This is a genomic window from Mycobacterium sp. TH-M106 (genome assembly GCF_057473765.1).
In genome coordinates, this window is record NZ_JBYCLE010000472.1 from 1 (window position 1) to 26,485 (window position 26,485).

Sequence of the window (26,485 nt, forward strand, 5' to 3'; positions counted from 1 at the left end):
GCCTGAGTACGGGCGGCGTCGATGGCCGCCTGCGAGAGCGTGGTCGAGTCGGTGCGCATGTAGGTGATGTAGCCGTTTTCGTAGAGCCGCTGCGCGATGCTCATCGTCCGTTCGGCGGAGAACCGCAGCTTGCGACCGGCTTCCTGCTGCAGCGTCGAGGTCATGAACGGCGGATAGGGGCGGCGGGTGTAGGGCTTTTCCTCCACCGACGCCACCGAGAGCTGGGAGCCCTGCAATCCCTCCGCTAGCTCGGTGGCGCCGGCTTCGTCGAGCACCGTCACCTCGCCGGGCTTGCGGACCGCGCCCAGCGAGTCGAAATCGCGTCCGGTAGCCACCCGCAGATCGTCGACGGTCACCAGCCGCGCGGTGAACGTGGCCGGTTGCGACGCCGGGTCGGACACGCCGGCGTCCAGCTCGGCGATCACGTCCCAGTAGGACGCGCCGCGGAACGCCATCCGTTCCCGCTCGCGCTGCACGATGATGCGGGTCGCCACCGACTGCACCCGTCCCGCCGAAAGCTTCGGCGCGACCTTTTTCCACAGCACCGGGCTGACCTCGTAGCCGTACAGCCGGTCCAGGATGCGCCGGGTCTCCTGCGCGTCGACCAGGTCGTCATCGAGGTCGCGGGGATGTTCGGCGGCGTTGCGGATCGCCGGCTCGGTGATCTCGTGGAAAACCATCCGTTTGACCGGGACGCGCGGCTTCAGGGTCTCCAGCAGGTGCCAGGCGATGGCTTCGCCCTCCCGGTCGCCGTCGGTGGCCAGGTAGAGTTCGTCGACGTCTTTGAGCAGGCTCTTGAGCTGGGTGACGGTGCTCTTCTTCTCCGGGCTGACGATGTAGAGCGGCTCGAAGTCGGCGTCGACGTTGACCCCGAGCCGCGCCCACGGCTCGCTTTTGAACTTTGCCGGGACGTCGGCGGCATTGCCCGGCAGGTCGCGGATGTGGCCTCGCGACGACTCGACAATGTAGCCCGGCCCCAGGTATCCGGCTATTTTGCGCGCCTTGGTGGGCGACTCGACAATGACGAGTCGCCGCACGGATGCATTTCCGCCGTCGCGGGTCGGGTCAGCCAACTGCGCTTACGCTCCACTTCTGTAGGTACCTGCCGGTGGGCACCTGACAATCTCGCACCCGCGGGCAGGCCGATGCAAACCGACACCCGGCAATGAGCTGGTAATGAGCCGTGCTACGGATCGTTGCGATTGTTTCCAGGGCTCGGTACAGCCGGCTCGGCGCGCGGCCACTGCGCTAACGCCTGCACGCCGTGGGGCGGTTCCCCCACGTTCTCTACCAGGCGTGACAGCCTGCGACGGCCGCTGATGCGCAGCGCGGGCCGGCTGCCGCGGGTGCCGATCAAGGTCGGCGCGATACCGGCCCGCATCAGCGCCGACGCGAGCGGGGAATAGGTGTCCGGAGCGTGCGGGTCCAGGCCCAGCAGATACCGGTCACCCTCGGGGCTGCCTGCTGCCAGCGTCCAGGCCCGCAGCTCGCGCGGCCCGGGCAACCACCGCGCAGGCACGGTTTTGACGGCCCCACGGGTCCACTGGGCGGCAATGGCACGCAGCCGCGGGTCCACCCGGGTGCGCACCAGCGGGGTGTTCTCCTCGGTGCGGGTGATCTCCGGCTGCAGCCCGGCATCGTCGATCAACTCGGCCAGCGCAGACGCCCGCCACAGCTGGTCCACGACGACCGAGAGCCGAGCCCCGTCACCGACGACGGCGATCTGGCCCGTCGCCGCGAGTACGCCGGTGAGGTCGGTGACCCCGGGCGGCACCGACTCTGCCGAGAAGAACGACAGTTGGCTCACGTCATCGACAGTAAGCCAGGACCGCGACGCGCCCGTCAGATTACCGGACACGCAACCTCCGGACGCCACCCTTCCGGCAGGACGTGCGCGGCGCCCGTCAGAGCGTCAGACGCGACCGCTCAGATGGAGCGGACACCGGTGGCCTGCGGCCCCTTGGGGCTCTGGCCGACTTCGAACTCGACCCGCTGGTTCTCTTCAAGGGTGCGAAAGCCGCTCCCCTGGATCTCCGTGTAGTGGACAAACACGTCAGCCGACCCGTCCTCGGGTGCGATGAAGCCAAAGCCCTTCTCTGCGTTGAACCACTTCACAGTTCCCTGTGGCATTTGTCGATCTTTCCTAACTCTTCTTACCCGGTGCGGTGCACCGTCGGTCGGGACGCCGCCTTTCGGTGTCCCGGGCCCGTTGCTACCGCCGTACCGTTGTGGTGGCGTCGGTGTCGCCACCGACGCACCTCTCGGGGGAACTGCGGTCGCAACGAACGATCCTGCGAAAGTTTGACACGAACACAGAAGCTAAGGCCGCCCATTAGTCAATCACGTTCATCGCCTCGGCAACAGTATCGGGTGTGCAAACTCCTGGGATAACTGTTAAGGACAGCATCAATGACGACGAGTTTGGGCCGGGAGCTGCTGGCGGCCGCATTGGCCGGCACCCAGCCCGGTGAACACCCGCTGCGCCACGTCGCTGAGTTCCCGGCGGCGCGCGGCGAGCCGGGCCACTGGCCCGCCTGGGCCGGGCCCGACGTGGTGGGCGCGTTCACCGATCGCGGTATCACCGCCCCGTGGCCGCACCAGCTCGCCGCCGCCGAACTGGCGCACGCCGGTCATCATGTGGTGATCAGCACCGGAACGGCGTCGGGAAAGTCGCTGGCCTACCAGCTCCCGGTGCTGAACACGCTGGCGAGGAATCCACGTGCGAGGGCGCTGTATCTCTCGCCGACGAAAGCCCTGGGCCGCGACCAGTTGCAGACGGCGCATGCGCTGACCACCACGATCAGCCGGCTGGGCACTGCGACGCCTGTGACACCGACCGCCTACGACGGGGACAGCCCCGCCGAACTTCGCCGCTTGGCCAGGGAGCGGTCCCGCTGGGTGTTCTCCAACCCGGACATGATCCACCTGTCGATGTTGCGCAACCATGCCCGCTGGGCGGTCTTCCTGAGCGACCTACGTTTTGTCGTCGTCGACGAGTGTCACTACTACCGAGGCATTTTCGGCTCGAATGTGGCGATTGTGCTGCGCCGGCTGCTGCGACTGTGCGCGCGCTACTCGGCCGGCCCGGCAACAGGTTCCGGCGCCCAGACCGGCGGGCTGGCATTACCCGCCGTCTTACCCACCGTGATCTTCGCCAGCGCGACCACGGCGGCACCGGGTGCCAGCGCGTCGGCTCTGATCGGTCAGCCGGTCACCGAGGTCACCGAAGACCGCTCCCCCCACGGGGCGCGCACAGTGGCGCTGTGGGAGCCCGCGCTGCGCACCGACCTGACCGGCGAGAACGGCGCCCCAGTGCGGCGCTCCGCCGGCGCCGAGGCGGCCCGGGTGATGGCCGACCTGGTTGCCGAGGGCGCGCGCACGCTGACCTTCGTCCGGTCCCGCCGCGGCGCCGAGTTGACCGCGCTGGCGGCGCGGGCGCGGCTGGAGGCCATCGCCCCGCACCTGGCCAGCAAGGTCGCGTCCTACCGGGCGGGTTACCTCGCCGAGGATCGCCGGGCACTGGAACGCGCGCTCGCCGACGGTGAACTCTACGGCTTGGCCACCACCAACGCACTGGAGCTGGGTCTCGACATCGCAGGGCTGGACGCAGTGGTGATCGCCGGTTTTCCCGGGACGGTCGCCTCGTTCTGGCAGCAAGCCGGCCGATGCGGCCGGCGGGGGCAGGCGGCGTTGATCGTGCTGGTCGCCCGCGACGACCCGTTGGACACCTACCTGGTCGGTCACCCCGCGGCGTTGTTGAACAAGCCGGTCGAGAAAGTGGTGATCGACCCGGCCAATCCTTATGTGCTTGGGCCCCAGCTGCTGTGTGCGGCGACCGAACTGCCCCTCACCGACGCCGAAATCGCCAGCCTGCGCGCCGAAAAGGTGGCAGCGACGCTGGTCGACGACGGTCTGCTGCGGCTCCGGTCCGGCAAATACTTTCCGGCGCCCAGCATGGACGCGGTGGACCCGCATCCGCGCGTGGACATCCGGGGTACCCAGGGTTCGGCGGGCGGCGAGGTCGCCATCGTGGAGTCCGACACCGGCCGACTGCTGGGCAGCGTATCGGCCAACCAGGCGCCGGCTTCGGTTCACCGGGGCGCTGTCTACCTGCACCAGGGCGAGAGTTACCTGGTCGAGTCCTTGGACATCGAGGGCGGAGTCGCCGCCGTGCATCCTGAGGATCCCGGCTATGCGACGTTCGCGCGGGAACTCATCGCCATCGACGTCACCGGCGACGGTGAGCGCGCCCGGTTCGGTTCGGTCAGTCTTCACCTGGTACCGGTCACAGTCACCCACCAGGTCGTCGGCTATCTACGTCGGCAGCCGTCCGGGCAGGTGATCGACTTCGTCGAACTGGATATGCCGGCCTGCACATTGCCCACCACCGCGGTGGTGTACACCGTCACCGCCGACGCCATGACGCACCACGGTATCGATGAGCAACGAATCCCGGGATCGCTGCACGCTGCCGAGCATGCGGCCATCGGCCTGCTGCCGCTGGTGGCAAGCTGCGACCGTGGCGACATCGGTGGCCTGTCGACGGCAGTGGGGCCGGCGTCGCTGGGCGGACTGCCCAGCGTCTTCGTCTACGACGGTCACCCGGGCGGCGCCGGATTCTCCGAACGCGGATTCCGTGCGGCCGGGACCTGGCTCGCGGCCACCGCGGCGACGATCGAGTCGTGCGACTGCCCATACGGATGTCCCTCGTGCGTGCAGTCACCCAAGTGCGGCAACGGCAACGACCCGCTGGACAAAGCCGGTGCGCTGCGGCTGCTGCGGCTGGTGCTGGCCGAGTTGAACCGCGTCACCGACGGTGTCTGACTCCTGGATGCGGCTATTTCGGACCGGCGCGAGCCGCCGCGCGGGCCGGCCCGGCACCCCAACTGTCGAAGACCACCGGCACCTCGACGGTGACCACCACATCGAGTCCGTCGACCCGGCAATCGACCGGGTCGGCCCGCATCCGGTGAACCACCAGCGCCGCCCGAGCACAGGCAGCCGCCGCACCGGCCGGCAGCCAGGCGGCGGCAGCCACCGCGGCCAGATCGGCAGCCCCCTGGGCGTGGTGGCGCCCGATTACCGCCGAGCCGAGCCACAGCCCGCCGCCGGTGACGACCAACAGCACGGCGACCATCGTCGCTGCGAGCACAGTTGCCGAACCAGCCGAACCAGCCAAGCCAGCCAAGCCAGCCGAACCAGCCTTACCTGGGCGGCTCCATAGCCGACACCGCCTCAGCGGTGATGGCCAACGCGGGCAACAGGTTTGACCGCGCGGTGACGGCAGCCACCGCGAACTCGCCGTCCCTGTGCACCTGCACCGCCGCGCCGGGCGGCGCGATGTCGCGGGCGGCCTCGACAGCCGCCCGGTCCTGCCCACGCGCTGCCAGGCGGGCGGCCTCACGAGCGGCGTCCACGCAACGTACCTGCATCGACACCGCTGTAAGACCCGTCAAGCACAGCACCAGCACCACGACCAACGTGGCCAACCCCAGCGCCGCTTCCACTGTGCTCGCACCGGCAGTACCGGTTAATCCGGCTAGACTTTGGTGTTGAGCGCACGCCCGACGACCCGGGTGAGCGCTGAGACGACGGAGTCTCCGGTGACGACTGTGTACAGGATCGCGCCGAAGGCCGCGGCAGCAATAGTCCCGATAGCGTATTCGACCGTCGACATGCCTGATTCGTCGGCGACCAGCAGCGCTATCCGAGCCTGTACAACACGAAACATGTTGATTCCCTTCATCGTATCCTCTCTCGTTAACTTGCGTGTTCGGCTTATAGAGCATCAGAGCAGACCCGACCGCAGTACATCACCGGCCAGCCCGGCCACCACCGGAACGATGCCCAGACACACGAACGCCGGCAGGAAGCAGACACCGAGCGGCCCGGCGATCAAGACCGCGGCCCGTTCTGCTGCTGCCGTTGCTGCGTGTGCGGCGTCGTCGCGGCACTGCGCGGCGAGCACGGTGATGCCTTCGGCGAGCGCCGCGCCGGAAGACCCCGACCGTCGGACCAGACGCAGCAGCGCCTGCGTCTGCGTATCGGCCGAGCGGGGTGGCTGGTTCGGGGCCGACGACCATGCGGTTGCTGGATCCGCGCCTAGCGCAAGGAGATCGACGCCGCGGCGCAGCCCCCGTGCCAGCTGTGGCGGCGCCGAGAATGCTGTTGCGGCGGCCGCAGCCGAGATCGTCATACCCGCCACCAGGCAGAGCGCCAGCACGTCGAGGCTCGACGCCACCGCCAGCGGATCGGGGCGCTGCGTCGCCGGGCGGCGTACCGGACGGCTGCGCGGGCGCATCCCGGCCCGCGCCCGGACCGCCGATGGACCAGCGCCTACCAACAGGGCCAGCCCCAACAGCGCGGCCGCTGTGCTCATAGCAGCCGCTCCTCAGCATCGCTTGGCTCTGCATCGTCGCTGGCTGTGCTCACGGCAGCCGCTCGGTGATCCGATCAGACCAGACCAGCCCGGCGCAGACCAGCAGTACGCCGGCCAGCAACAATGCGCCGCCACCGCCGAGCAGAAAGCTCAACGGTTCGGCGCCGATCAGCTGGCCCAGCAACACACCGAGCACGGGGAGTGCAGCCAGGATGGCTGCCGACGCGCGGGCACCGGCCATGCCCGCATCTATCCGCGACGAGAAGCGTTGCCGCTCAACGATATCGCGTTGCGCGGCGCGCATCAGAGTGGATATCGCCAGGCCGTGCTCGCAGGCGAGCTGCCAGTACACCGCCAGGCGCTCCCAGTACGCCGGTAGCGACGACGACCGGGCTACGCTGCGCAGGCCGGTGGGAACGTCAGCGCCCAGCCGCGCGCGCGCCGCGACGGTCCGCAGGCCGGCACCGACCGAGGGCTGATCAGTTTCGGCGGCGGCCACGTCGAAGGCCCGCACCGGATGGACACCGACGCGCAACTCGCCGACCAGAATGTCGAGTGCGGTCTGCAGCGCACTGACCTCCTCTGCGGCGTGCCGACGACGGATCCGGCGGCGACGGCGCATGCCGACGGTCGCGGTAAGTGCTGCCGCGGCGAGAATCGTGGTCACCGGCAGCACCGCAGCCAGCACCGCCGTGACGCACGCGACGGCACATCCGGCTGCGGCCAGCACCCCAACCACGGGCGGTAACGGTCGCCGGTGACGGGGCCTTCGCTGCACCGAGACGGCCGGCCCGAGCCGACGCCGCGGCGACGCCGGGATCAGCGCGGCCGCCGACAATGCCAGTGCCGCTACGGTCGGCCCCGTCATGCCGGTATCCGGTTGCGCAGCAGCCGATGCAATTCGCCAGCGTCGTCGGTCATGCCCCGGTCGGCATGCCAGACGCCCACGGCGCGCATCCCCCCGCCCTCGGTGCGTTGCAGCACCGCGATTTCAGAGAGCCGGCGTCTGCCGGTGCGATCGCGTTCGACGTGCAGCAGCACCTGATCCCGTTATCTGTAGGTCACCACTCATACTGACGTCTTACGGCGTGTTTACCTGGGTATTTATCACGAGACACATGTATTCTTTGATGGTGGAAACGGGCAGAAGATTCGGTCGGCGACACACCGGCCGAGTTGCTTGCTTAGGCTGCTTTACCGTGCGAAATTCGCCACATGAACCTACAGGGGTGGTTAGATCGGGTGGTGTCCGATCATCGACAGTCGTTTGCGACGCTGCGTTACGACATCGAGCGGGCGATCCCGAAAGTGGGCGAACAGTGGAAGGCGTTGTTCGACAGTCCGCGGGACATTCATGGACAGGCGTTTTGCACGGATGTTCGGTTGATGGTGTTGCGGATGCGGGAGCTTCGGGGGCCGCAGCCCTGGGACACGTTGTCGTCGAGGTGTGGCAGTGGGTTGTCGGTGCAGATATCAAATGGCCGGGGGATGGACCTGCGGGTTCGGCGGTGGCCGTCGAAGGTGCTGCACGGGGAGCGAGTGCGCATCGTGGCGATGCCGGATGGGGGTGGGCTGCCGCTGCTACGGGCGTCGACCGAACCGGGCAGGCAGATGATGCTCGACGAGGGGTCCAAGGCGGAGCTGTTTCCGGCGCCGAAGACAACCGCGGCGGGCAAGCCAGACATCTTTTCGTTGTGGTGGCCCACCGACGACGGGTCGGGTCTGGCGGAGGCCGAGTTGGCGGCGGTCATCGATGTGGACAGTGCGTCGCGGGTGCAGATCTTGGCAACTTCACCGCTCCCGCCAGTGACGGAATCACCACTGCTGACAACACCGAAACGCAGCGTCGAACCGGCCAGCGACTTCGGGGATCTCGAGCCACCGGCGTTGGGGTCGGGCACCGACGATCCGGACGAGCCGGCCTAGGCGGATCGCGCTGTGCTGGAAGGTCGTATGGGTCATGTCGTGGGGTCGTTGTTGAATCGGAGCTGCGATGAAGACGACGGTGCAGATCTATGGGCTGCGCGTCAACCAGGCTCGGGTGATGCGGGCGATGACGGTTACCGCGGTGATGGAAGCGTTGGGCTGGAAGCATTCTCGGCTCAACCGGTTGGAGAAGTCGACGACAGCCTTGGTGCCGGTCGAGGATTTCGATCGGCTCGTTGAGGTGCTGCGCTTCCCGGCGAAGTTCTTCACTACCGCGCCGACCTCGCGTGTGCATCCGTCGGATCTGCTGTTTCGGGCGCCGCGATCAATCACGGTGTCGGAACGCGAGTACCTGGCTCAGTTCGCGGCGCTGGCTGGGGAATTCCTCGACGAACTGGACAGTCGTGCACAGTTGCCGCCGGTGCGGCTTCCGGTACTGCCTTCGCATACCCCCGTAGCGAAGGCGGCCGAGGTGGTGCGTCAGGCACTGGGATTCGACGTCGACGTGCCGATCGAGTATCTGACGCATGAGGTCGAGCGCAGCGGTGTGGTGATCGTGGTGCGTCGGCTGCTGACGTCTTCATCGCGTCGGGTCCTTGGGGATGAGGATTCGACGGGCAAGCTGGATAAGCATTTGGGTTATTCGGTGCGGGTCGGTGAGTTCAACACTCGGCCGCTGATTGTGGTGCGCCAGTCGAATTCGTGGGAGAGGACTCGGTGGACGCTGGCGCATGAGGTCGGGCATTTGTCGTTACACGCGTCGGGCGGTGTTACCGAAGAACGCGAAGAGCAGGCCTCGGCGTTCGCCTCAGAGTTGTTGGCGCCCGCGGGGGTGTTGGCCGAGGAGGTGTCGCGGGCGCCCTCGCTGGCTGAGTTGTTGCCGGTGAAGGCTAAGTGGGGGATCTCGCTGGGTGCGCTGCTGCGGCATTTGCATGTCTCGGGATTGTTGGCCTCCGACCGGTTCGAGGCGTTGCGCCGTCAGCTGTATACCCGGGTCAACGCGGAAACCGATACCACGTGGGGGCGTGTCGAGCCGGGTTGGAACGATCGCGACGTGGAGCGACCGCTGTTGATCAGCAGGTGGCTCGATATCGCGTTTTCGGCTCGCAGCGCAGCCATGCTGGCCCCTTATGAACTGATGTGGCCGCAGGATGTGCTGGAGGACTTCATGGCCGGGCAGCGCGGAGCTACAGGCACCCATACTCACGGTGCCGAGGAGCGCGTGCCGGCGTTGGCCGGCAGACATGACAATGTGATTGTGCTGTCCCAGCGCGGTAACCGGCGCGGGTAAGCCCCAGGGGTGCGTGGTGGCGCGATCGCAGCGAGTCAGCTTCGGCGAGGGACCCGACACCTACACCGTGGTCGGCGATGACGGACTGCCGATCGGTCCAGCCGCGGAGTATCTGCGGTTCCTACGCGACGGCGGAGCCTCCCCACACACGGTCCGCGCGTACGCCGCCGGCATCGCCGACTGGTTTACCGTGCTCAGCCACACTGGCCATGTCTGGGACGACTTCCCTACCACCTTGTTTGGGCAGTATCTGCAGTTCCTGCGCACTGGGGATCTGCCGGGCTCGGCCCGAATCGGGCCGCCGCAACAGCGCTTGGCGGCCTCGTCGTTGCAGCCGCGTGCCGCAGCGGTGTTGTCGATGTACCGCTATCACGCCGACGCCCACCACGTCGATACTCCGTATCGGCGGCTGTTCACCTCGCGGGGCAGTTGGCGGCGTTATCGGCGCTACGTCGGCTTCCTCGACAGCGTCGGACCGCAGCGTCGCGGGGATCACCCGATTTACCGGATGCGCACACAGAACCGTTGCACCACCCCGGTGCTGACCCCGCCGCAAGTCAACACCATTTTAGATGCGTGTTCGGTGCAGCACGACGGGACATGGTCTGGCGGGCCCGCCGCGGTGCGCAACCGGCTGTTGTTCGCCGTGCTGGCCGAGACCGGCATGCGACTGGGTGAGGCGTTGTCGTTGCGGCACCACGACTTCCACATCGGTGCCGGCGCCACCCCATTCATCGAGATCGTCGACCGCCAAGACCACCCGCACGGCGTACGAGTCAAGACCAGCTCCCGTCGGGTTTATGTCGGCGATGATCTGGAGGCCTTGTACTCCGAATATGTATGGCAGCTGGTCGCGATGGCCGCTGATGTCGAGGTTCCGGATCTGGCCAGCCACTTCGTGTTCGTCAACCTGGCCCACGGACCCCGGTTTGCCGCGATGCGGGTCGAAACCGTCTACGACAAAGTCCGGGGCATCAAACGGGCCCAACCCAGTCTGCCCGCAGGTTGGACGCCCCACTGGCTGAGACACACCCACGCCACCGCGCTGCTATTGGCCGGAGTCCCCGAACACGTGGTGATGCGCCGGCTCGGCCACGCCGATGTGCAGACCACCTTGTCCACCTACGGCTGGGTCACCCAGGACGCCGAGATGCGGTCGTTGGCCAGCTGGAAGAACTATGTCGCCGGCTGGAAAGGACTCCACGATGGCCCGCCGTGAAGACCCCACCGGATGTCCAGCGCCGGCGGTGCCGAGGGGCTGGGAAGCCCAGTGGGCCACCGTCCCCAAAGGGTGGCGGCGACCTGTCTATCGCATCGACTCCGCGCCGGCTGCAACCGTTTTCCTGCAGAACCGCTACTACCTGCGCGAGCACCGCGGATCATCCGAGCATGACTTCAGCCCCGCCGGCACGCCCCGACGCTTCGCCCACGAAGTGGCGTGGTGGGTGTGGCTGTGTCACCACGAAGGCCTGCGCAGGATCGAACCGTCGGTGCTCAAGTGGGCCGGCCAAGCGTTGACCGCGGCCGCGGCCGACTACCGCAACACTCACGGCCACCCACCGACCAGCATCACCGATCTGTCAGCGGCGACGATCGTGCGCCACGCAATGCTGGTATTCGAAAAGCGCAACGCCCGACTGCCCTCGCCGGGAGCACGGCGCAACGTCACTCACCTCATCGAACACCTGCACCTGTATCTGTCCGTGCGCACCACCGACACCGATTGGTGGGCGCATGACACTTGGGATCTGCGCGCTGATCCGCGCATACCGCAACGCGAACACGAACCCGGCCACGACCAGTCGGTGAAGATCGGCGCGATCACCCCGGACTGGCTGCGTGAGGGAGTGCGGTTTTGGCTGCGCACCGCCCTGGACGCGGAATTGTTGCGTTGGTCCTCCGCAGTCGAACGTGCCCGGGACATGGCCCGACACTTCGGGGCGTTCGCCACCGAACACGGTTACGCGGATCCGGCGTTGGCCGATGACCCCGCGCAATTGCGGCTGATCTTCACCGCGTTCACCGAGTATCTGCGGTCTCCGGCAGCCGCAGCCACTCCAGACAAACCGTTGACCCCCAGTGCCATCGACGCCACCCAGTCCTACACCCAGGTGTTCTACACGTTCATGGTCGACCACGCACCCGAAGCTGCCGCAGCGACTGGGAACCCGCGCTGGCTGGCGTTGACCGATGCGCACACTCGGCTGTGGGGTCCGGCGTTTCGGGCTCGGCGCGCTAACCGGGTCCGCGAGCTGAGCTGGTATTCGACTGGCGAATTGCAGCAGATGTTGGCCTACCTCGATGTGCTCGCGGCCGACCGAGGCACCCTGGTCGCCCTCACTCATCCCGACGGCACCGCCTCGATCATCAAGGGGCTTGGAGATCCCCAAGCCGCCCGGATCTGGCTGCTGCAAGCCTTGACTGGGCGGCGGGCTTCAGAAATCCTGATGCTCGACCATCAGCCGCTGCAGCCGATTCCCGGCGCTGAACGTCCGACCGACTCCGATGACCCTGATGCGTTCGTTGCCAAGCTGCGCTATCAGCAGACGAAGGTCGACGGCGTCACTCCGACCATCCTTGTCGAGCAAGCCGTCGTCAACGTGGTCACCGAACAGCAACGCTGGCTGACGACCACCTACCCGGGCCTGACACCGAAGTATCTGTTCATCGGGGTCAAGCAAAACCTGGCGGGCCGCCGACCGCGCCCCTATGCCAGCTACAACCTGTCATTGGCCAAACTGGACAAGATTCATGGCCTGACCGATGCCGCCGGCAATCCGTTGCGGTTCACCCAAACCCACCGGCTGCGGCACACCCGGGCCACTGAGCTACTCAATGACGGCGTACCCATCCATGTCGTACAGCGCTACCTCGGGCATAAAAGCCCGGAGATGACGATGCGCTATGCCTCGACCTTGGCCGCGACGGCCGAGGCCGAGTTCCTCAAGCACAAGAAGATCGGCGCCCACGGTGTCGAGATCGCGATCAGCCCGTCCGACATCCTCGACATGACCCAGTTGTCAGCCCGTACCGACCGGGTACTGCCCAATGGAGTTTGCCTGCTCCCACCGTTGAAGACCTGCGACAAAGGCAACGCCTGCCTGTCCTGCGGGCATTTCGCCACCGATATCACCCACGCCGCCGAACTGCGCGATCAACACACCAAAACCGCCGCGCTGATCGAACTACGCCGCCAGCAATATCGGCAACGCACCGGCCGCGAGCTCACCGACGACAACGTCTGGATCCGTGAGCGGCTGCGCGAGCTGAACTCCCTGCAGGCCATCTTGGAGCGGCTGGCAGCCGATGCCGGCACCCCCGAATCCGCCATCTCCGGCGCCGGCACCTTCCGACGGCTTCCGTTGCACGTCATCGCCACCCGCGGCGCCCACGATTCGGCACTGCGCAAAGCCGACCCCCGCGCTGACGCATGACCGTCTCGCAGGCCTCGCTCGACGCTCTGGCACGCCATACCCAAATGAGACGGGATTCGGTGAACTCACGAGTCCTCAAGGCCCTCAAAGACCTACGCCGCGAAAAAGCGCCAATCAGTATCAGCAGCGTGGCCCGCCGCGCCGACGTGACCCGCAAGAGCATCTACCACCGGCCCACGCTACTTGCCCTGATTAAAACCCACCGAACCGTGACGGTGGTCCCTGACGAGCCCGCGCCGGCGGCGGCCGGCCCAGAATCCAGCATCGTTGCGGCGTTGCGCTTGCGGCTGACCGCCAAAGACGCCCAGATCGCGGAGCTGAAAGCCGCCCTGCGTGAACGCGATCAGACCATCGCCGTGCTGCATGGAGAGATCGACAAACTCCACGCCGGCAGCTGAGGCCTGTGCCCAGCCTGGCGCGCAGGCCGGGAATTACCTCACACTTGCGGGCAGCTATCAAGTCCGTCGATGACAGCATGAAGCCGCGAAGGATGCGATTGCCGCGTAGAACTAGGTGATCTGAGGCCGGGGGCGACCCTATTGCCCCGCAATGAGAACGCGGCCCTCGTCTTCGCAACTCGCGACGAAGTCCGGCGGTGAATCCACCCGGGCGACTCGCCCGCTCTTGAGCACATTGCGCAGTAGTGATTCGCAGTACTGGTGCAGATCGTCGTTTGCCGTCAACTGCACGTGGCGGCGCAGAACCTGGTCATCGATGGCTTCCTTGCCCTGGACGCAGGAGGAGCACTCAGGATCGGCAGCCGCGGCCGGCGCAAGGACCAGCGCGACGGCGGCGAGGCCCGCCGCCAATCTCCATCCGACATTGCAGCTCACGGCGTCGAGCATACTCACGCGGCTGGCTGGCGCCCGCGGATTTCGGCTGGCGGAGCCTAGAAGGTCCACGAACCAGACGGCTCAAGGACGAAGCCGCGGTTGAGAACCGGATCGATGCAGGCGGTCAGCCGATCACCTCCGACTGCGCAGGTGATACCAGCCGTGGTGATCTTTTGGCCGACGTTGAGCGGCGGCGTGGTGAGAATCGGGCACCCGGTGCCTTCCTGGAAGCTGTACGGACCCAGATCGGTGGGCAGCGATGTCGGCGATCCCACCGCTGAGCAGCCGTCCTTTCCCCGCGGAGCGTCATCAGGCAGGCCCGGCAGCGGCCCAGCACAACTAACGCTGACGTGCTCGCCCGGATGGTCGGGATGCGGAACGCTGCACTGGATTCCGTCAGGGGTAACAAAATACGCACCGCCCCCGGCACGGCCGGAAGCGGTATACGGTGCGGGATCGACCGGCTGGAACGCGTCGAGATCGGGGAATTTCGGTGGTTCGGCGTGGGCGGTGCAGGCGCTGATCACCGCGGTGCCGATGACCGCAGCGGTGGCGTTGAAGGTCTTGCTCAGCACTTCTGGCCGCCTTCCTAGTGTTGGACGTCGAACGTCGTTGTCCATGTGTTGGGGTCGTAGGTAGGCCCGGGCGGCCACGTACTCACTCGCAGTTGAATCTGCTCAACCCCGGTCGCCGGGTCGAGCGACGTTCCCATGACGGTTGGTCCGTACACCGTCGGAAGCTGGCCTTGGCTTAGCAGCGTTTGGGGGGCAGCGCCCATCAACCCTTGCGGAGTAGCGGCGCTGATGGCCTGCACAGGTCCGCCGTTGGTCGCTCCGACGAGCATGTATCCGCCGCCGCTTAACGCGACGAGTTGGCTTTCGCGATCACCGGGAAGGCTGACATCGCCGACGTGCTGCAAGGAACTGATCCAGCTGTTGGGCTGGGCCGGGTCGATCGGTCCCGATACCCACATGCCCCGCGTGAGATCACCGTTTCGGTTGCTGGTGTTGCCGACGATCACCATCTGATTGGTCGCGGCGTCGTAAACGCCGCTGGCTTGGTAAATTCCGGGCAGGTCACCGACTTTGACGGGATGGGCGGGGTCCGTGTAATCCCACACCGCTCCGTTGGTCACGAACTGGTTGACCCCTGGGACCTCGGTTCCGTCTGGGTGACTGAAGAACGCATACCGGTGGCCGTCGGGGCCGAGCGCCGTGCCGGTCGGCAGCGGCCGGGTGCCCGGTGGGCCTTGGGCCAGCTCGGAAGCTGGGCTGCGTGGCACGCCATCTCGCGGGTCACCGCCGAAGACCGGACCTTGGCCATCCTGGAATTGGTCTTGGAGGTCGTACCCGTTCTGTTCGTGTTGGGGCGTGGCCGCCGGACCCTTGATGGTGGGATCGCGGTGTACGTCATCCACCAGCACGACGTGCGGTTGCCCGTCGCCGGCCCCACCGTCGGCGCCCTCGTCGCCGAAGCTGAACCCGTGCAAATCGGCCGAGGCGGTGGTGAGGTTGCGGGAGATGTCGGCTTCGTCGCCGACGAGCTTGTAGACCTTGGACATGAGGAAGCTCCGGTGCTCCTGGGCTGCCTGTTCGCGTTGCTCGAGTTCCGCGGCGGAGCTGTACCAGGTAATCCGGTCGGTGACCGACCAGTCCTCCCCGACCTGGAAATTGTCGCCCTCGACTTCGTCGACGGTGTCGAGGATCGACCTCTTGTTGCCGTCCTGGGCGTCGGCGCCGCGTTCGGCGATCCCCGCGACGGTGTCGGTGATATCGGCGGGATGACGGATTTTCACCAGGTCGAGGTAGGCGCGGTCTTGGAAGGCTTCGGCACCGGCCCCGGTCCAGTCGGTTCCACCCGGGCGCAGGGAGGCGTTGTGTACCTCGGTGAATGCGGATTCCCAGGTGCGTCCGAGACTTCTCCAAGCGGCGGCATTGGTGCGCAGGTGATCCCAGTTCGCGGCGCGGACCTCCGACAAGGTGGGTAGACCAGGCATGGGGGCGCTTACCTGCCTATCCCGAGTCCGGCTGATCCGCCGTCGCCACCCGAGCTGCGCGGGACCAGCGGGGGTATGCCCGACGGCAGTCCACCGGCTCCGCCGTCGGTGCCCGAGCCGGCGGGCAGGTGCGAGCCAACCGCGGTGAGCCGCTGCGCGCTGTGGTCGTCCTGGTTCTGGTACGCGCTCGCCGCCTTGATGAGCTTGCTGCCGTTCGCCGTCATCCGGGATTTGCAAGCGGTGCCGACGGTGCGCATACCGGCATTGACCGTGCTCGTGGCTGCCCCGGTGGACTGCCACGCCGAGATGGTCGCCGCGGGCAGAGCCGGTGCAACCTGACCGGACAGTGCCTCGCAGCGCTGCGCGAACTCGCGCAAGCTGGCCGGCGTGACCCTCAGGACGGGGGAGGTCATGGGGGAAGCGTAGTGGGCATCGCAGAATCTTGTGAACATTGTTCTGGTCGCCCACAGCCACAGCCGCCTACGGCATTGCTATCCAGCCCGCGGGTAGCCGGGGTAGCCGCGCGAACAGCCAGGATTGTGGTCAGATCCCAAGCTGTTGCCGCAAATCATCGAGTTGGGACTGGGCTCGGTCAAGGACCTCAGCGGCCGTCTCCCGGCAGTACCTGAAGGTTGTGTCGCCTTCAACGACGACGAGGTGGGTGTCCCCGCTGAGGATGAGGTGTGCCGATTTCCCGGACCTGTGGGCGGCGCACTTGCGCGGGTGGTTGGTCCGGGGAGTCTCAACATGGACGTGGCGCAGTATCGACTTGGTCGGCATCTGAACTCCTGTCGTCCGCGGTCTTGTTCGGGCTCAATTGTGTTGGCTGAGTTGGCTTGCCAAAGTGTCACGGACGTTGTCGCCGATTTCGTCGATGCGGTCGAAGATGGTTTGGAGCTGTTGGCGTGACCATTCGCCGCGGGTGCCGTTGGGCATCCCTACCGCCTCGTTGATCGCCGTATTCATGCGTCGGATGACAATGGTTGAGTTGTGCTGACGCTGGCCGCCGGTGATCGCCATAAGTCGATAGCCGCGGTGCGCCAGGCCTAGTTCTGTGAGGACGCGGCTAGCTACCGCCTTCGTGCGCTGGTTGACGCGGGTTTTGGCCGATTGGCGTTGCCGCTGCGGTGAAACGGGTATCGGCTGAGGGGTGGGGGCTGCGGAGGCGGCTTGCTGAGCGAGGAGACGTTCTCGTAGCTGTTCACGGTCGACGAGGGCACCGAGTTTGACGCCGGGAGCGACTTCGCGGTCGAGTAGCTGATCGAGCACCCGATCGTCAGCGGGGTCGAGGTAGGTGTGCTCGACGAAGTCGGTCAGGATCTCGTTGTCGACAAGCATGCCTCCATCGAATCGACGGGTCCGGGACCCGCCGCTGGTAGCCGGGTCAGCGTCCTGGTCGGTCTGACCGATGACCCAGGAGTGGACGAGCTCTTGGTCATCGAGATCGAGTTCACGGAACTCGGTCCAGCGGGCGTCGTTATTGAGGCCGACGTGGGAAATGATGTGGCCTTGGTTGTCCGGGTGGTCGGGTGCTGAGTCCTGCAAGACGCGCATGACCCGACCGACGAACTGGATGTAGGGGGCCAAGCTGCGGAATGGGCGGAAGATCGCTGCGACGCTCAAGCGCGGATGGTCGAAGCCCTCGCCGAGCATCTGGACTTGGACGATGCAATCCAGTTGACCCTGCCGGAGTCGTTCAATGACGGCGTCTTGGTCGTCAGGGTCCATGTCGGAGTGGATTTCGGCGGCGCGGTAACCGCACTCGCGGTAAATGCTGGCGATCTGCCGCGCATGGTCGACTGAGCATGCTGCGGCAATGACCTGGTGCGGGATGCCTGTCTGTGCCCGCATCCGTTCGCACTGCTGAATGCTGGCCTCGACGATGTGCCGATTGCACTCAAGGCTCAGCGCCACCCCCCGACGAAACCAGGCCTCTTCACGAAGTTGGAGGACTTCCTCAAGGGTGTGTCGACGGGTGTCGTCGCGGTAGGTGAAGTAGATCTCCGACGGGGCGACGTTACGTGAATGGATCTGTTTGATGTAGCCGTTGATCATCGCCCGGGTGAAGGGGTACCGATAGACGACCTCGCCGTGTAGTTGCTGCTGATCCGAGCGGAACGGCGTGGCAGTCAGGCTGACGATCTTGGCGTTGGGGAATCGGCGAAAGACTTTCTGCCAGCTTTCGGCCGCAGCATGGTGTCCTTCGTCAACGAGGATCATGTCGAAGAAATCCTCAGGAAACTGAGGCAGCCAGCGGTCGGCCTGGCTGGCCAACTGCTGGATGTTGCAGACCACGAAGTGGCTTTCGATCGCGTCGTGGATATTGGCATTAGGTCCGTCGAGCACCGCCATCCAGGGGCCGGCCGTGAAATCTGAAAGTACCCGGCATTTCGCCCAGAAGCACTGCGGGCTGGTGATGTCCACGGCGTCGGCCACACCCTTGCGGATCGTCAAGTTCGGCGTGATGACCAGCACGCGCCCACGCGCGACCCCGAAGGGCAAGGTGGCCATGATGCCGGTTTTGCCGCAGCCCACCGGAATCTGCACGATCGCGGGGCTGGTGCCGGCGGCGAAGTGTTCACGCACTGCACGATGAGCCTCGCGTTGCGGTTCCCGTAACGCGTCGTTGGCCTCGACGTCCGCATTCGCGGTGATGAACACGATGCTGTCAGCGCCGGCCGCAGCGGCTTCTTCGGCCCGGCGGTATTGCAGCCGAAACGGTTCCAAGTCAGCCCGCTGGTAGTAGCGGTACTCGCTTCCGGGCCGGCGCAGGGCCTTCAGCGTGCCGTCGCGATCCCATCGCCGGAGTGTTTGCGGTGATACGCCGAGATAGGCAGCGGCCTCCGCCACCCGCAAATACTCTTCATCAGCCATGGTTGGGACTATACAAGGTGACTAACCTTATACAACCCTGGTCACCGCTGAACGTCGCGTGTCGGCGAGGCGTGTACCGGGCTCTCAGCGGCTTGTTGTCCCTGCATCGCGAAGATGACGCGGATTCGGGCCCGGGGCGCGCCGCCGGGACCTCCAGGTGGGCTATGCGACCGCGTTCGCGACCGTCGGCCACAACGACCCCGCCAAGCCGGGGCGGCAGATAGCCGGAATCCCGACCGCTACGCGACGTCGTCGAAGGATGCAATCGCCCCGGAGAAAGGAAGCCCGCGCATCACGGACTCCATGTACGCCCAGTCGGGCGTGCCGTCCTTTTTAGCCGGAAGTCGAATCTGGGTCTTCTTCATCCGCGTCAGGTTCCACTTGTAGCCGTAGGTGAATCGGTAGCGCTCGAAGCGGATCACCGCCGCGACGAACAGCAGCGCCCAGTACGAGATCTCTGCCTTCGGGATGAGTACGTTAACGTCGTCGCTCGCGCAGAACGGTCGGTCCTGATAGAAGGCGACACCTACGGAGTTGCCGTTGTATGGAACGGTGAGGCAATGAGCCTCGAAGGTGGGTTCGAGGTCGCACATGTCGGTGATGCCGTTGTTCTTCTCCGAAGCCCCGATGAACCTAGTGGCTCCTGGTACACGATTGGCCTTGGTGACCCGCTTGCCCTTCTTGACGGTGAAGAGGTCTTCGAAGGTGAACTCTCGCCACTTGGTCGTGTCCCCAAGTTCCACCTCGCTGCGCTCTGGCCGCGCCATCCCTTCGATCGTCGGGATCTCGCCGCTGTCCACCCAGTCGGGTACTTCGGTGGGAATCTCGATGGCGGCTAGTGTTCGGTTCGCCTCGCGCCCGAAGGCCGTGTAGCGGAAGGCGTTCGCTCTGATGCACATGGCGTAGTAAAGCCTGTGTAGCAAGGGCATCTCGGGATCGATGGGTCTAAGCACGGCGACGTTCTGAGCGGTGTAGAACGGGCGCTGCTGCACGTAGGTGGAGAGCAGGCGCGCACCACCGAGGGCCACCGTCAAGAGGTTCTCACGGTACGGGTTGAGACCTGGTACAGGCTTGACGTACCCTGCGACGCCCGACTTTCCGTTCAGGCCACCCATTCTCCCGACGAATGCGATCCCTTCGGATTTGTCGGCCTTCACCATCTTGTTCATGTCGAGTTTGTTCCCGTACGAGACACGGAACAGGTCGCTGACGGTGGTCATTCTTCGTCCTCGCTGCCGGACTCTTCGTCGGTTTCCATGGAGGTGCTCATGCCGAACATCGCGTAGTCGAGCAGTACTCGTTCGAAGTCTTCCTTGCTGAGCTTCGAGTAGTCGGTCTCCATGTAGGCTTCGGCGACCCATTCGTCGTCGGCGGTGACCTTCTGTGCCACGGATTCGCCTGCGTGAACCTCACGGTTGCGGAACATCTCGACCCAGTGGTCACGGATGCCTGGCCAAGTATGGTGTTTGTCAATGCGTCCAAGGTGTTTGGTCTTGATGAAGCCATCGTCGCGCCAGTAGCCGAACCACGATTTCTTGTTCGACGTCGCATGTGGGATGCCAGCAGTGAAGACCATGATGCAGGTGATAACCCCGACCGGGTAGAACACCTCGGGAGGCATGGACATGACCGCTTCGAGCGTGTGCTTCTTGAGCAGGTTCCTCTTGTGGTCGCTTGGGGCGGTCGCGCACGAGATGGGAACGATGGCTATGCCCGTGCCGCCCTTGGTCAGACTGTCGAGCATGTGCTCCACGAAACGTAATTCGTGAAGGTCTTCCTTCGACTTGGCGTACGGCGGGTTGATCATTCCGACGTTGGCTTTGTGTCTCTTGACGATGGTCGTGATCGCTCCGTCAAAACACGAGCCTTGGTGCATGTTCGCCTTGCCGTCGCCCCTCAAAATCATGTTGGAAACCGCGAGCGCGTACATGGTCGGACTCTGCTCAACCCCGATCAAGCGTTCTTTTCTGATGGACTCGCTTTCAGCTTCCGTCGTCGCTGACTTCATCATCTGCATCATCGACGAGATCAGGAATCCGCCTGTGCCAGCACAGATGTCGAGAACTTTGTCGCCCTTAGTGACATTGGCGAGCAACGCGAAGAGTTCAGTGACGTGCTTGGGGGTGAGCACGATGCCAAGCCCCTTGCCGTCGCCTCCGGTGTACTTCAGGAACTCACCGTAGAAGGCTCCAACAACATCGAAGTCATGGTAGACGGTGATGAAGGGCATGACCTTTTCGGCGAGCATCGTGACGATCTCACTCAGCAGCCCCTTCGGGTAGCCCTTCGTCGCCTTGCTGAGTTCAGGATGAACCTGGATGCCTGTGAACGGCTGCGTCATCGTCTCGAACTTCGAGTACGGAATCTTCGCCCGCTTGACTACCTTTTGGATCGACTGAATCCAAAAGTCGGGAAGCTCCGTGGCTGAGTATGCCTGATATGTCTTGGCGAACACCGGGTCCTTCAGTGCCAGCAGCGTTCCCGCCACCGCCAGTGGCTTCTCCTTCTCCTCAAGCTCGGCTTCATCGCGCATGAACTCGTGCATCTCCATCGAGAAGGAGATGAGGTCTTTTTCGCGCTGTCGCTGAACCTTGGGATCGAAGGACGCGGCTGAGATGAGGTCGTTCATGCCGATCATCTCTGCGATCGGAGCGCCCATCGGGGAGACCAGCGGCTTCTCCTCATAGGTCCCCTTGGGCACGACGAAGAACGACCATCGATTCGAGCGCGGTGTTCCCGAGACGGCGATGGCGATCACCGTGTAATCGTTGGACAAATACCGCGCATAGTGGAGGACACCATCAACGGCGAAGTCCTTCGGCTGATCGCGGTTGCGCGACTGATGATTCCTGGCGCTGGCTTTGCACTCGATGACAACCACCATGTCGGGGGTCGCTGGCGCGGAGATGATGAACTCGGGGTACCCGGCTCTGCCCTTGCCCGTCTTCGATGCCTTGGAGAGCGCGGTGCGGATCGCCTTCACTACGGACTGCTGCTTCTCGACCAGCACGGACTCTTCATCGTCATAGAAGCCGAGCTCGCGGAGCTTGGCCTCCACCATGTCCTCGGTAATCCGTTCGTTCGGCACCTACCAGCCCCTCGTCCGCCAACATCCGACACATGGTCAGTGGAAACCATAGCCAGCGCCATCAATCAGTGGACGCAACGACGTCGAAACTCGCAGCTGATGTCTACCTGCCGCACCCCTACCATCACGGCGCCGGCGTGGGCGGAGGCACGGCGATCGTGTCCGGTTCGCCGACAATGCGTGCGATGACCGTCCGCTGATGCTCGCTGAGCATGTCCGCTGTGTAACCGTCAATTGCGATCGCCCACCACAAGATGCGGTTGACCGGACAGCGGGGGCACGTGCGAGGGCTGATCACACCGAGTGCACCCATCCGCGGCGGGTAGTCCCAGCCGGCCTTGTAAGCCTCTTCCGATTCACGTCCCGGGGAGTGGTGTAAGTAGTGGCGGCGTGTCGGTGCTGATGTGTAGAGGGCCATCGCGTGAGTCTCTGTGGTGAAACCGCCAAGCATCACTACCGAGAGGAACATCGCGATGGCCCTGGATCAGTCTGCCTTGCTCGAGGTGCTCGACGCACTGCGCACCGCCGATGCCGGTGATCGGATCACTCAAGCCGCCGAAACCATCTACCAGGCTCTGATCGAGGCGGAGTTGACCGCGCTGATCGGCGCCGCCGCCCATGAGCGCTGCGAGTCCAGAACCAATCAGCGCAATGGGTCGCGGCCGCGCACCTTGACCACGGTGGCCGGCGACCTGGAACTGCGCATCCCCAAGCTGCGGTCGGGTTCGTTTTTCCCCGCACTGCTCGAGCGCCGGCGCCGAGTCGATCAGTGCCTGTTCGCAGTGGTCATGGAGGCCTACCTGCACGGCACCTCCACCAGAAAGGTCGACGACCTGGTCAAAGCCCTGGGGGCCGATTCGGGGATCTCCAAAAGCGAAGTCTCGCGAATCTGCGCGGACCTAGACACCGAAGTGGCCGCCTTCCGCGACCGCCCGCTCTCGGAGCAGGCATTCCCGTATGTGTTCCTCGATGCCACCTACTGCAAAGCCCGGGTCAACCACCGGGTCGTCTCCCAAGCCGTCGTCATCGCCACCGGCGTGGCCGCCGACGGCCGCCGCGAAGTGCTCGGCTTCGACGTCGGAGACTCCGAGGACGGCGCATTTTGGACGGCGTTTCTGCGGTCGCTGAAATCACGCGGCCTTGCGGGGGTGCAGCTGGTCATCTCCGATGCCCACGCCGGGCTGCGGGCCGCCATCGAAGCCGTGCTGATCGGAGCGGCCTGGCAACGGTGCCGGGTGCATTTCGTGCGCAACGTTCTCGCGCAGGTGCCCAAGGGCTCCGCGGAGATGGTCGCCGCGGCGATCCGCACCATCTTCGCCCAACCCGACGCCGAGCACGTGCGCGAACAACTCGACACCATCGCCACCATGCTCGGCCGGCAATTGCCCAAGGTCGAGACCATGCTGCGTGATGCCGCCGAGGACATCACCGCGTTCGCCGACTTCCCGGTGGCGCACTGGAAAAAGATCTGGTCGACCAACCCGTTGGAGCGTCTCAACCGCGAGATCAAGCGCCGAACCGACGTCGTCGGGGTCTTCCCGAATCCGGCCGCACTATTGCGGCTGGCCGGCTCGGTGCTCGTCGAAGCCCACGACGAATGGCAAGTCGCCGACAAACGCTATCTTTCCGAAGCCACCCTGGCCCTGCTCAAAACCAACGACCCCGGCGACAAACCCACCGAAAGCGTTGCCCCCACAGCGGCTCTCACGGCATAGTGAACACTCACAGAGCCTCACGCGGAAACGCCGACGCTACTTACACCACGACATGGGACGCGACCCTCTTCCGTCACGTCGAGTTCTGCCCCGGCCTTCGCGACCGTCAGGTACAGCTCTACAGATAAGGCTGTTCCCGACGACATGCGCAAGGTCGAAGCTCACCATCAGACACAGTCAGACACACCCCGGATCGCCCTACAGATAATACGGCCGCGGCTAGCTGGCTGTGCAGCGCAGCCCGGTCCAGGCCACCCTGCGCGGCCAACGCCTCCAACCGAGCCAGCACCTCCGCCGGGCTGTTGGCGTGTACGGTGCCCGCGCCGCCGTCGTGGCCGGTGTTCAGCGCGGCCAGCAGGTCGACGACTTCGGCACCCCGCACCTCGCCGACCACGATGCGATCCGGTCGCATCCGCAACGCCTGCCGGACGAGCTGGCGCAGTGTCACCTCGCCGGCGCCCTCCACGTTCGCGGCCCGCGCGACCAGGTTGACCAGGTGCGGATGTCGCGGTCGCAGCTCGGTGGCGTCCTCCACGCAGACGATGCGCTCGTCGGGCGAGACCGCGCCCAGCGCGGCGGCCAGCAGAGTGGTTTTCCCGGCACCGGTACCGCCGGAGATCAGGAACGCCAGCCGGGCGGCGATGATGTCGGCGACCAGCGCAGCAGCCTGCGGCGCGATCGCGCCGGTTGCGGTCAAGGCGGCGATGTTTTGGGTTGCCGGTCGCAGCACCCGCAGTGACAGGCAGGTTCCGCCGGCCGCCACCGGCGGCAGGATCGCGTGCAGCCGCACCGCGAACTCACGGGCGCCCCCAGCGCCCAGGCCGGTCAGCTGGCCGTCCACCCATGGCTGCGCGTCGTCGAGCCGGCGGCCGGCGGCCAGCGCTAACCGCTGCGCTAGGCGGCGCACCGCCGCTTCGTCGGCAAATCGAACCGAGCTCCGTCGCAGCCCGGTCCCGTCATCGACCCATACCGCATCGGGCGCAGTGACCAGCACGTCGGTGGTGCCGTCGGCGCACAGCAGTTGTTCGAGGACACCTGCGCCGGTCAGCTCGGTCTGCAGTAGGCGCAGGTTGTTCAGCACCTCGGTGTCGCCGAGCATCCCGCTGGACTCAGCTCGGATCGCCGCGGCGAGCACGTGAGGACCCAGGTCACTGGGCTCCGCGGACTCGGCGGCCAACCGTTCTCGAACCCGCTCGATCAGCGAATCGGTCACGCCGCCGCGACCTTCACCGCAGCCGCGTGCGAACGTGGCGGCAGTACGCCGAGCACCCGGCGGGCCGCGGCTGCCAACGCCGATCGGTGCCGCAACCGCAGGCCGCCGTGTTCTAGCTGATCGGTCAGCCTCGGCTCGGCGCGCATCGACGCCAACAGCGGCAACCCGACGAGATCGGCGAGCTCGCCCGCACGTAGGCCACCGGGTGACGGTCCGCGCACCACCAGCCCGACGTTGGGGTTGACAGCGCACAGTCGCGGCGCGATCGCCGTGCTGGCCGCGCACGCCCGCACGTCGCTAGGACTGACCAACACGACCAGATCAGCGGCCTCCAACGCCGTTTCGGTTGCGTCGGTGAGCCCCCTGGGAAGATCGCAGATTACCGTCGTACCGCCGCGCCGGCCTGCGTCGACGACCGCGTCAACAGCACGGGCGTCGAGCTCGTACCAGCGCCGCACGCCGGACAGGACCCAAACGTCAGGGTGCCTGGGATGGCTGGGCAGTGCCGAACGCACTGCCGACCAGGCCAACCGTCCGCCCTGCAGCGCCAGGTCGGGCCAGCGGAGCCCGGGCACGTTCTCACTGCCGATCAGCAGGTCGACGCCGCCACCGCCGGGGTCAAGGTCAACCAGGAGCGCATCACCGGCAGTCTGGGCCAGCGCGGCCGCGAACAGCGACGCTCCGGCCCCGCCGCAACCCCCGACGACCGCGACGACCTCGCCGCTTGAGCTGTTGCGCCCACCGTCGCGTATCGCCTCGCCAGCCTCGGCGACCTGACGCACCAACTCCTTCTCGTCGGCGGGCAACGTCAGCACCCGTTGCGCACCCACCGCTACCGCCGCTTGCCAGGTGGTTCCGGTGGGTTCGGCACCGGTGAGCACGATGACGTGGGCGCGTTGCGGCAGCGTGTCCCGTCCGCACCGGTCCGCAGCCTGCTCATCGAGGATCACCGCCGCTGCGGCACACCAGGTTTTCCGGCTCACCGGCGTCGGGCCGGCGACGTGAATCACCCGGACGCCCACCGCCGCGCCGATCCGATCCACCTCGTCGCGCAGCGCCGGCTGGGCCAACATGGTCAGCAGGCCGATAGTGCGACTTGCCGGATTCGTAGGATTCACAGCACTCATGCCCCCACCGTGCGGGACCGGGGGCGCGGTGACCAGTCGGTGCCGGGCGATTGTGCACAAAACGCCGAACTGTGGACAATGCACGGCGATCGGCGCAGCGCATGCCGAGGGAGCTTGATAACACATTCCAGGACGCCGGACGTCCGAACCGTCGAGCAATGACCCGGAAATAGGGACGACCCCCGCCAGGGGGGGAGGAGGCGAGGGTCGTCATGCGTCAGCCCCGGGGGGTCGGGCCGACACACCCTCGGCATCAGCCGAGTGACGTTCACTATACACACCCCAGGTGGGGCTGATGCAAGTCTTATCCCAACAAGGCCACGCTTTGGCTGGATCGTACCGGTCAATACACTGTGCTCAACCGCACCCAATGTGAACTACCGTTTCATCTGCAACACCGCAGCCCGGTCACGCTTGAGCCCTATGCTGGACCGGTGACCGCCTCCGGCCCGCCCGCCGCGCGGCAAGCGTCCTTGCAGGTTGCCGGCGACACGTCCCGCAGCCGCACGGCTGCTTTCTTCGACCTCGACAAGACGGTGATCGCCAAATCCAGCACGCTGGCGTTCAGCAAACCCTTCTTCGACCATGGGCTGATCAACCGCCGAACCG

25 protein-coding genes and 2 pseudogenes are annotated in these 26,485 nt (G+C 65.8%); 8 read left to right on the forward strand and 19 right to left on the reverse strand.

Features of this window, described 5'->3' with window-relative positions; genetic code table 11:
* From topA to AC2VOP_RS16730, 3 genes are all read right to left on the reverse strand, one after another.
* Window positions 1–1,073 (reverse strand): type I DNA topoisomerase (topA, locus tag AC2VOP_RS16720; protein ID WP_486962012.1); only part of this gene is annotated, 1,073 nt, incomplete at its 3' end.
* A 113-nt stretch (window positions 1,074–1,186) separates the two neighbouring features.
* Window positions 1,187–1,807, reverse strand: coding sequence for a hypothetical protein (locus AC2VOP_RS16725; protein WP_486962013.1), 621 nt, complete (start codon window positions 1,805–1,807; stop codon window positions 1,187–1,189).
* Window positions 1,808–1,926: 119 nt separating this feature from the next.
* The gene (locus AC2VOP_RS16730; protein ID WP_003925183.1) at window positions 1,927–2,130 is read right to left on the reverse strand and encodes a cold-shock protein; all 204 of its coding nucleotides are present in this window, start codon (window positions 2,128–2,130) and stop codon (window positions 1,927–1,929) included.
* Between the two features lie 279 nt (window positions 2,131–2,409).
* Here AC2VOP_RS16730 and AC2VOP_RS16735 point away from each other — a divergent pair, with 279 nt between their 5' ends.
* A complete protein-coding gene (locus AC2VOP_RS16735) occupies window positions 2,410–4,824 on the forward strand; it encodes a DEAD/DEAH box helicase (RefSeq protein WP_486962014.1) in 2,415 nt (804 codons plus the stop codon).
* A 13-nt stretch (window positions 4,825–4,837) separates the two neighbouring features.
* Here AC2VOP_RS16735 and AC2VOP_RS16740 read toward each other — a convergent pair whose 3' ends face one another.
* From AC2VOP_RS16740 to AC2VOP_RS16765, 6 genes and pseudogenes are all read right to left on the reverse strand, one after another.
* On the reverse strand, window positions 4,838–5,179 hold the full coding sequence (locus AC2VOP_RS16740) for an Rv3654c family TadE-like protein (RefSeq protein WP_486962015.1): 342 nt from the start codon (window positions 5,177–5,179) through the stop codon (window positions 4,838–4,840).
* 25 nt (window positions 5,180–5,204) lie between these two features.
* Window positions 5,205–5,507 carry a TadE family type IV pilus minor pilin gene (locus AC2VOP_RS16745; RefSeq protein ID WP_486962016.1) on the reverse strand — a complete coding sequence of 101 codons (303 nt, stop codon included), beginning with the start codon at window positions 5,505–5,507 and terminating at the stop codon, window positions 5,205–5,207.
* A 32-nt stretch (window positions 5,508–5,539) separates the two neighbouring features.
* Complete coding sequence (locus tag AC2VOP_RS16750; protein WP_486962017.1) at window positions 5,540–5,746, reverse strand: DUF4244 domain-containing protein; 207 nt, start codon at window positions 5,744–5,746, stop codon at window positions 5,540–5,542.
* 42 nt (window positions 5,747–5,788) lie between these two features.
* Window positions 5,789–6,379, reverse strand: coding sequence for a type II secretion system F family protein (locus tag AC2VOP_RS16755; protein WP_486962018.1), 591 nt, complete (start codon window positions 6,377–6,379; stop codon window positions 5,789–5,791).
* Between the two features lie 49 nt (window positions 6,380–6,428).
* On the reverse strand, window positions 6,429–7,247 hold the full coding sequence (locus AC2VOP_RS16760; RefSeq protein WP_486962019.1) for a type II secretion system F family protein: 819 nt from the start codon (window positions 7,245–7,247) through the stop codon (window positions 6,429–6,431).
* Window positions 7,244–7,423 (reverse strand): annotated as a pseudogene (locus AC2VOP_RS16765) (TadA family conjugal transfer-associated ATPase); the annotation flags it as partial. The pseudogene AC2VOP_RS16765 and the gene AC2VOP_RS16760, both read right to left, overlap by 4 nt.
* A gap of 201 nt (window positions 7,424–7,624) precedes the next feature.
* Between AC2VOP_RS16765 and AC2VOP_RS16770 the strand changes: the two are divergent.
* The 5 genes from AC2VOP_RS16770 (at window position 7,625) to AC2VOP_RS16790 (ending at window position 13,428) form a co-directional block, all read left to right on the forward strand.
* Entirely contained in the window at window positions 7,625–8,305 is a 681-nt protein-coding gene (locus AC2VOP_RS16770) for a hypothetical protein (protein ID WP_486962020.1), read from the forward strand.
* A 67-nt stretch (window positions 8,306–8,372) separates the two neighbouring features.
* Window positions 8,373–9,596: an ImmA/IrrE family metallo-endopeptidase gene (locus AC2VOP_RS16775; RefSeq protein WP_011723607.1), complete on the forward strand. Its 1,224-nt coding sequence runs from the start codon at window positions 8,373–8,375 to the stop codon at window positions 9,594–9,596.
* A gap of 16 nt (window positions 9,597–9,612) precedes the next feature.
* A complete protein-coding gene (locus AC2VOP_RS16780) occupies window positions 9,613–10,815 on the forward strand; it encodes a tyrosine-type recombinase/integrase (protein ID WP_486962021.1) in 1,203 nt (400 codons plus the stop codon).
* Window positions 10,802–13,030: a tyrosine-type recombinase/integrase gene (locus AC2VOP_RS16785; protein WP_486962022.1), complete on the forward strand. Its 2,229-nt coding sequence runs from the start codon at window positions 10,802–10,804 to the stop codon at window positions 13,028–13,030. Before AC2VOP_RS16780 ends, AC2VOP_RS16785 begins: the two co-directional genes overlap by 14 nt.
* Entirely contained in the window at window positions 13,027–13,428 is a 402-nt protein-coding gene (locus AC2VOP_RS16790; protein WP_486962023.1) for a DUF6262 family protein, read from the forward strand. The genes AC2VOP_RS16785 and AC2VOP_RS16790 overlap by 4 nt, the downstream gene beginning before the upstream one ends.
* Before the next feature lie 138 nt (window positions 13,429–13,566).
* Here the strand turns inward: AC2VOP_RS16790 and AC2VOP_RS16795 are convergent, their stop codons facing one another.
* The 8 genes from AC2VOP_RS16795 to AC2VOP_RS16830 all read right to left on the reverse strand — a co-directional run bounded on the left by AC2VOP_RS16795 (window position 13,567) and on the right by AC2VOP_RS16830 (window position 22,239).
* Entirely contained in the window at window positions 13,567–13,863 is a 297-nt protein-coding gene (locus tag AC2VOP_RS16795; protein WP_225342749.1) for a hypothetical protein, read from the reverse strand.
* A gap of 56 nt (window positions 13,864–13,919) precedes the next feature.
* A complete protein-coding gene (locus AC2VOP_RS16800) occupies window positions 13,920–14,438 on the reverse strand; it encodes a hypothetical protein (RefSeq protein ID WP_011723602.1) in 519 nt (172 codons plus the stop codon).
* 14 nt (window positions 14,439–14,452) lie between these two features.
* Entirely contained in the window at window positions 14,453–15,859 is a 1,407-nt protein-coding gene (locus AC2VOP_RS16805) for a hypothetical protein (protein ID WP_011723601.1), read from the reverse strand.
* Window positions 15,860–15,867: 8 nt separating this feature from the next.
* The gene (locus AC2VOP_RS16810; RefSeq protein ID WP_486962024.1) at window positions 15,868–16,272 is read right to left on the reverse strand and encodes a type VII secretion target; all 405 of its coding nucleotides are present in this window, start codon (window positions 16,270–16,272) and stop codon (window positions 15,868–15,870) included.
* Between the two features lie 400 nt (window positions 16,273–16,672).
* Complete coding sequence (locus AC2VOP_RS16815) at window positions 16,673–18,733, reverse strand: DEAD/DEAH box helicase (RefSeq protein ID WP_486962025.1); 2,061 nt, start codon at window positions 18,731–18,733, stop codon at window positions 16,673–16,675.
* Between the two features lie 239 nt (window positions 18,734–18,972).
* Complete coding sequence (locus AC2VOP_RS16820; RefSeq protein ID WP_042791486.1) at window positions 18,973–19,953, reverse strand: restriction endonuclease subunit S; 981 nt, start codon at window positions 19,951–19,953, stop codon at window positions 18,973–18,975.
* Window positions 19,950–21,821 carry an HsdM family class I SAM-dependent methyltransferase gene (locus tag AC2VOP_RS16825; RefSeq protein WP_486962026.1) on the reverse strand — a complete coding sequence of 624 codons (1,872 nt, stop codon included), beginning with the start codon at window positions 21,819–21,821 and terminating at the stop codon, window positions 19,950–19,952. The genes AC2VOP_RS16820 and AC2VOP_RS16825 overlap by 4 nt, the downstream gene beginning before the upstream one ends.
* A gap of 124 nt (window positions 21,822–21,945) precedes the next feature.
* Entirely contained in the window at window positions 21,946–22,239 is a 294-nt protein-coding gene (locus AC2VOP_RS16830) for a hypothetical protein (protein ID WP_486962027.1), read from the reverse strand.
* Between the two features lie 55 nt (window positions 22,240–22,294).
* Here AC2VOP_RS16830 and AC2VOP_RS16835 point away from each other — a divergent pair, with 55 nt between their 5' ends.
* A complete protein-coding gene (locus tag AC2VOP_RS16835; RefSeq protein WP_486962028.1) occupies window positions 22,295–23,536 on the forward strand; it encodes an IS256 family transposase in 1,242 nt (413 codons plus the stop codon).
* 118 nt (window positions 23,537–23,654) lie between these two features.
* Here the strand turns inward: AC2VOP_RS16835 and AC2VOP_RS16840 are convergent, their stop codons facing one another.
* Both AC2VOP_RS16840 and ssd read right to left on the reverse strand, forming a co-directional pair.
* Complete coding sequence (locus tag AC2VOP_RS16840) at window positions 23,655–24,749, reverse strand: TadA family conjugal transfer-associated ATPase (protein ID WP_486962029.1); 1,095 nt, start codon at window positions 24,747–24,749, stop codon at window positions 23,655–23,657.
* Window positions 24,746–25,822, reverse strand: a complete 1,077-nt coding sequence (gene ssd / locus AC2VOP_RS16845; protein ID WP_486962030.1) for a septum site-determining protein Ssd — start codon at window positions 25,820–25,822, stop codon at window positions 24,746–24,748. The genes AC2VOP_RS16840 and ssd overlap by 4 nt, the downstream gene beginning before the upstream one ends.
* 488 nt (window positions 25,823–26,310) lie before the next feature.
* Here ssd and AC2VOP_RS16850 point away from each other — a divergent pair.
* Window positions 26,311–26,485 (forward strand): annotated as a pseudogene (locus AC2VOP_RS16850) (HAD-IB family hydrolase); the annotation flags it as partial.

What these genes read in the sequence shown, in the direction of transcription:
- AC2VOP_RS16750 (WP_486962017.1), bottom strand. Translation starts at nt 5,746, where the DNA reads ATGAAGGGAATCAACATGTTTCGTGTTGTACAGGCTCGGATAGCGCTG.
- AC2VOP_RS16835 (WP_486962028.1), top strand. Translation starts at nt 22,295, where the DNA reads ATGGCCCTGGATCAGTCTGCCTTGCTCGAGGTGCTCGACGCACTGCGC.
- AC2VOP_RS16775 (WP_011723607.1), top strand. Translation starts at nt 8,373, where the DNA reads ATGAAGACGACGGTGCAGATCTATGGGCTGCGCGTCAACCAGGCTCGG.
- AC2VOP_RS16735 (WP_486962014.1), top strand. Translation starts at nt 2,410, where the DNA reads ATGACGACGAGTTTGGGCCGGGAGCTGCTGGCGGCCGCATTGGCCGGC.
- AC2VOP_RS16815 (WP_486962025.1), bottom strand. Translation starts at nt 18,733, where the DNA reads ATGGCTGATGAAGAGTATTTGCGGGTGGCGGAGGCCGCTGCCTATCTC.
- AC2VOP_RS16760 (WP_486962019.1), bottom strand. Translation starts at nt 7,247, where the DNA reads ATGACGGGGCCGACCGTAGCGGCACTGGCATTGTCGGCGGCCGCGCTG.
- AC2VOP_RS16755 (WP_486962018.1), bottom strand. Translation starts at nt 6,379, where the DNA reads ATGAGCACAGCGGCCGCGCTGTTGGGGCTGGCCCTGTTGGTAGGCGCT.
- AC2VOP_RS16730 (WP_003925183.1), bottom strand. Translation starts at nt 2,130, where the DNA reads ATGCCACAGGGAACTGTGAAGTGGTTCAACGCAGAGAAGGGCTTTGGC.
- AC2VOP_RS16785 (WP_486962022.1), top strand. Translation starts at nt 10,802, where the DNA reads ATGGCCCGCCGTGAAGACCCCACCGGATGTCCAGCGCCGGCGGTGCCG.
- ssd (WP_486962030.1), bottom strand. Translation starts at nt 25,822, where the DNA reads ATGTTGGCCCAGCCGGCGCTGCGCGACGAGGTGGATCGGATCGGCGCG.
- AC2VOP_RS16820 (WP_042791486.1), bottom strand. Translation starts at nt 19,953, where the DNA reads ATGACCACCGTCAGCGACCTGTTCCGTGTCTCGTACGGGAACAAACTC.
- AC2VOP_RS16810 (WP_486962024.1), bottom strand. Translation starts at nt 16,272, where the DNA reads ATGACCTCCCCCGTCCTGAGGGTCACGCCGGCCAGCTTGCGCGAGTTC.
- AC2VOP_RS16830 (WP_486962027.1), bottom strand. Translation starts at nt 22,239, where the DNA reads ATGGCCCTCTACACATCAGCACCGACACGCCGCCACTACTTACACCAC.
- AC2VOP_RS16805 (WP_011723601.1), bottom strand. Translation starts at nt 15,859, where the DNA reads ATGCCTGGTCTACCCACCTTGTCGGAGGTCCGCGCCGCGAACTGGGAT.
- AC2VOP_RS16790 (WP_486962023.1), top strand. Translation starts at nt 13,027, where the DNA reads ATGACCGTCTCGCAGGCCTCGCTCGACGCTCTGGCACGCCATACCCAA.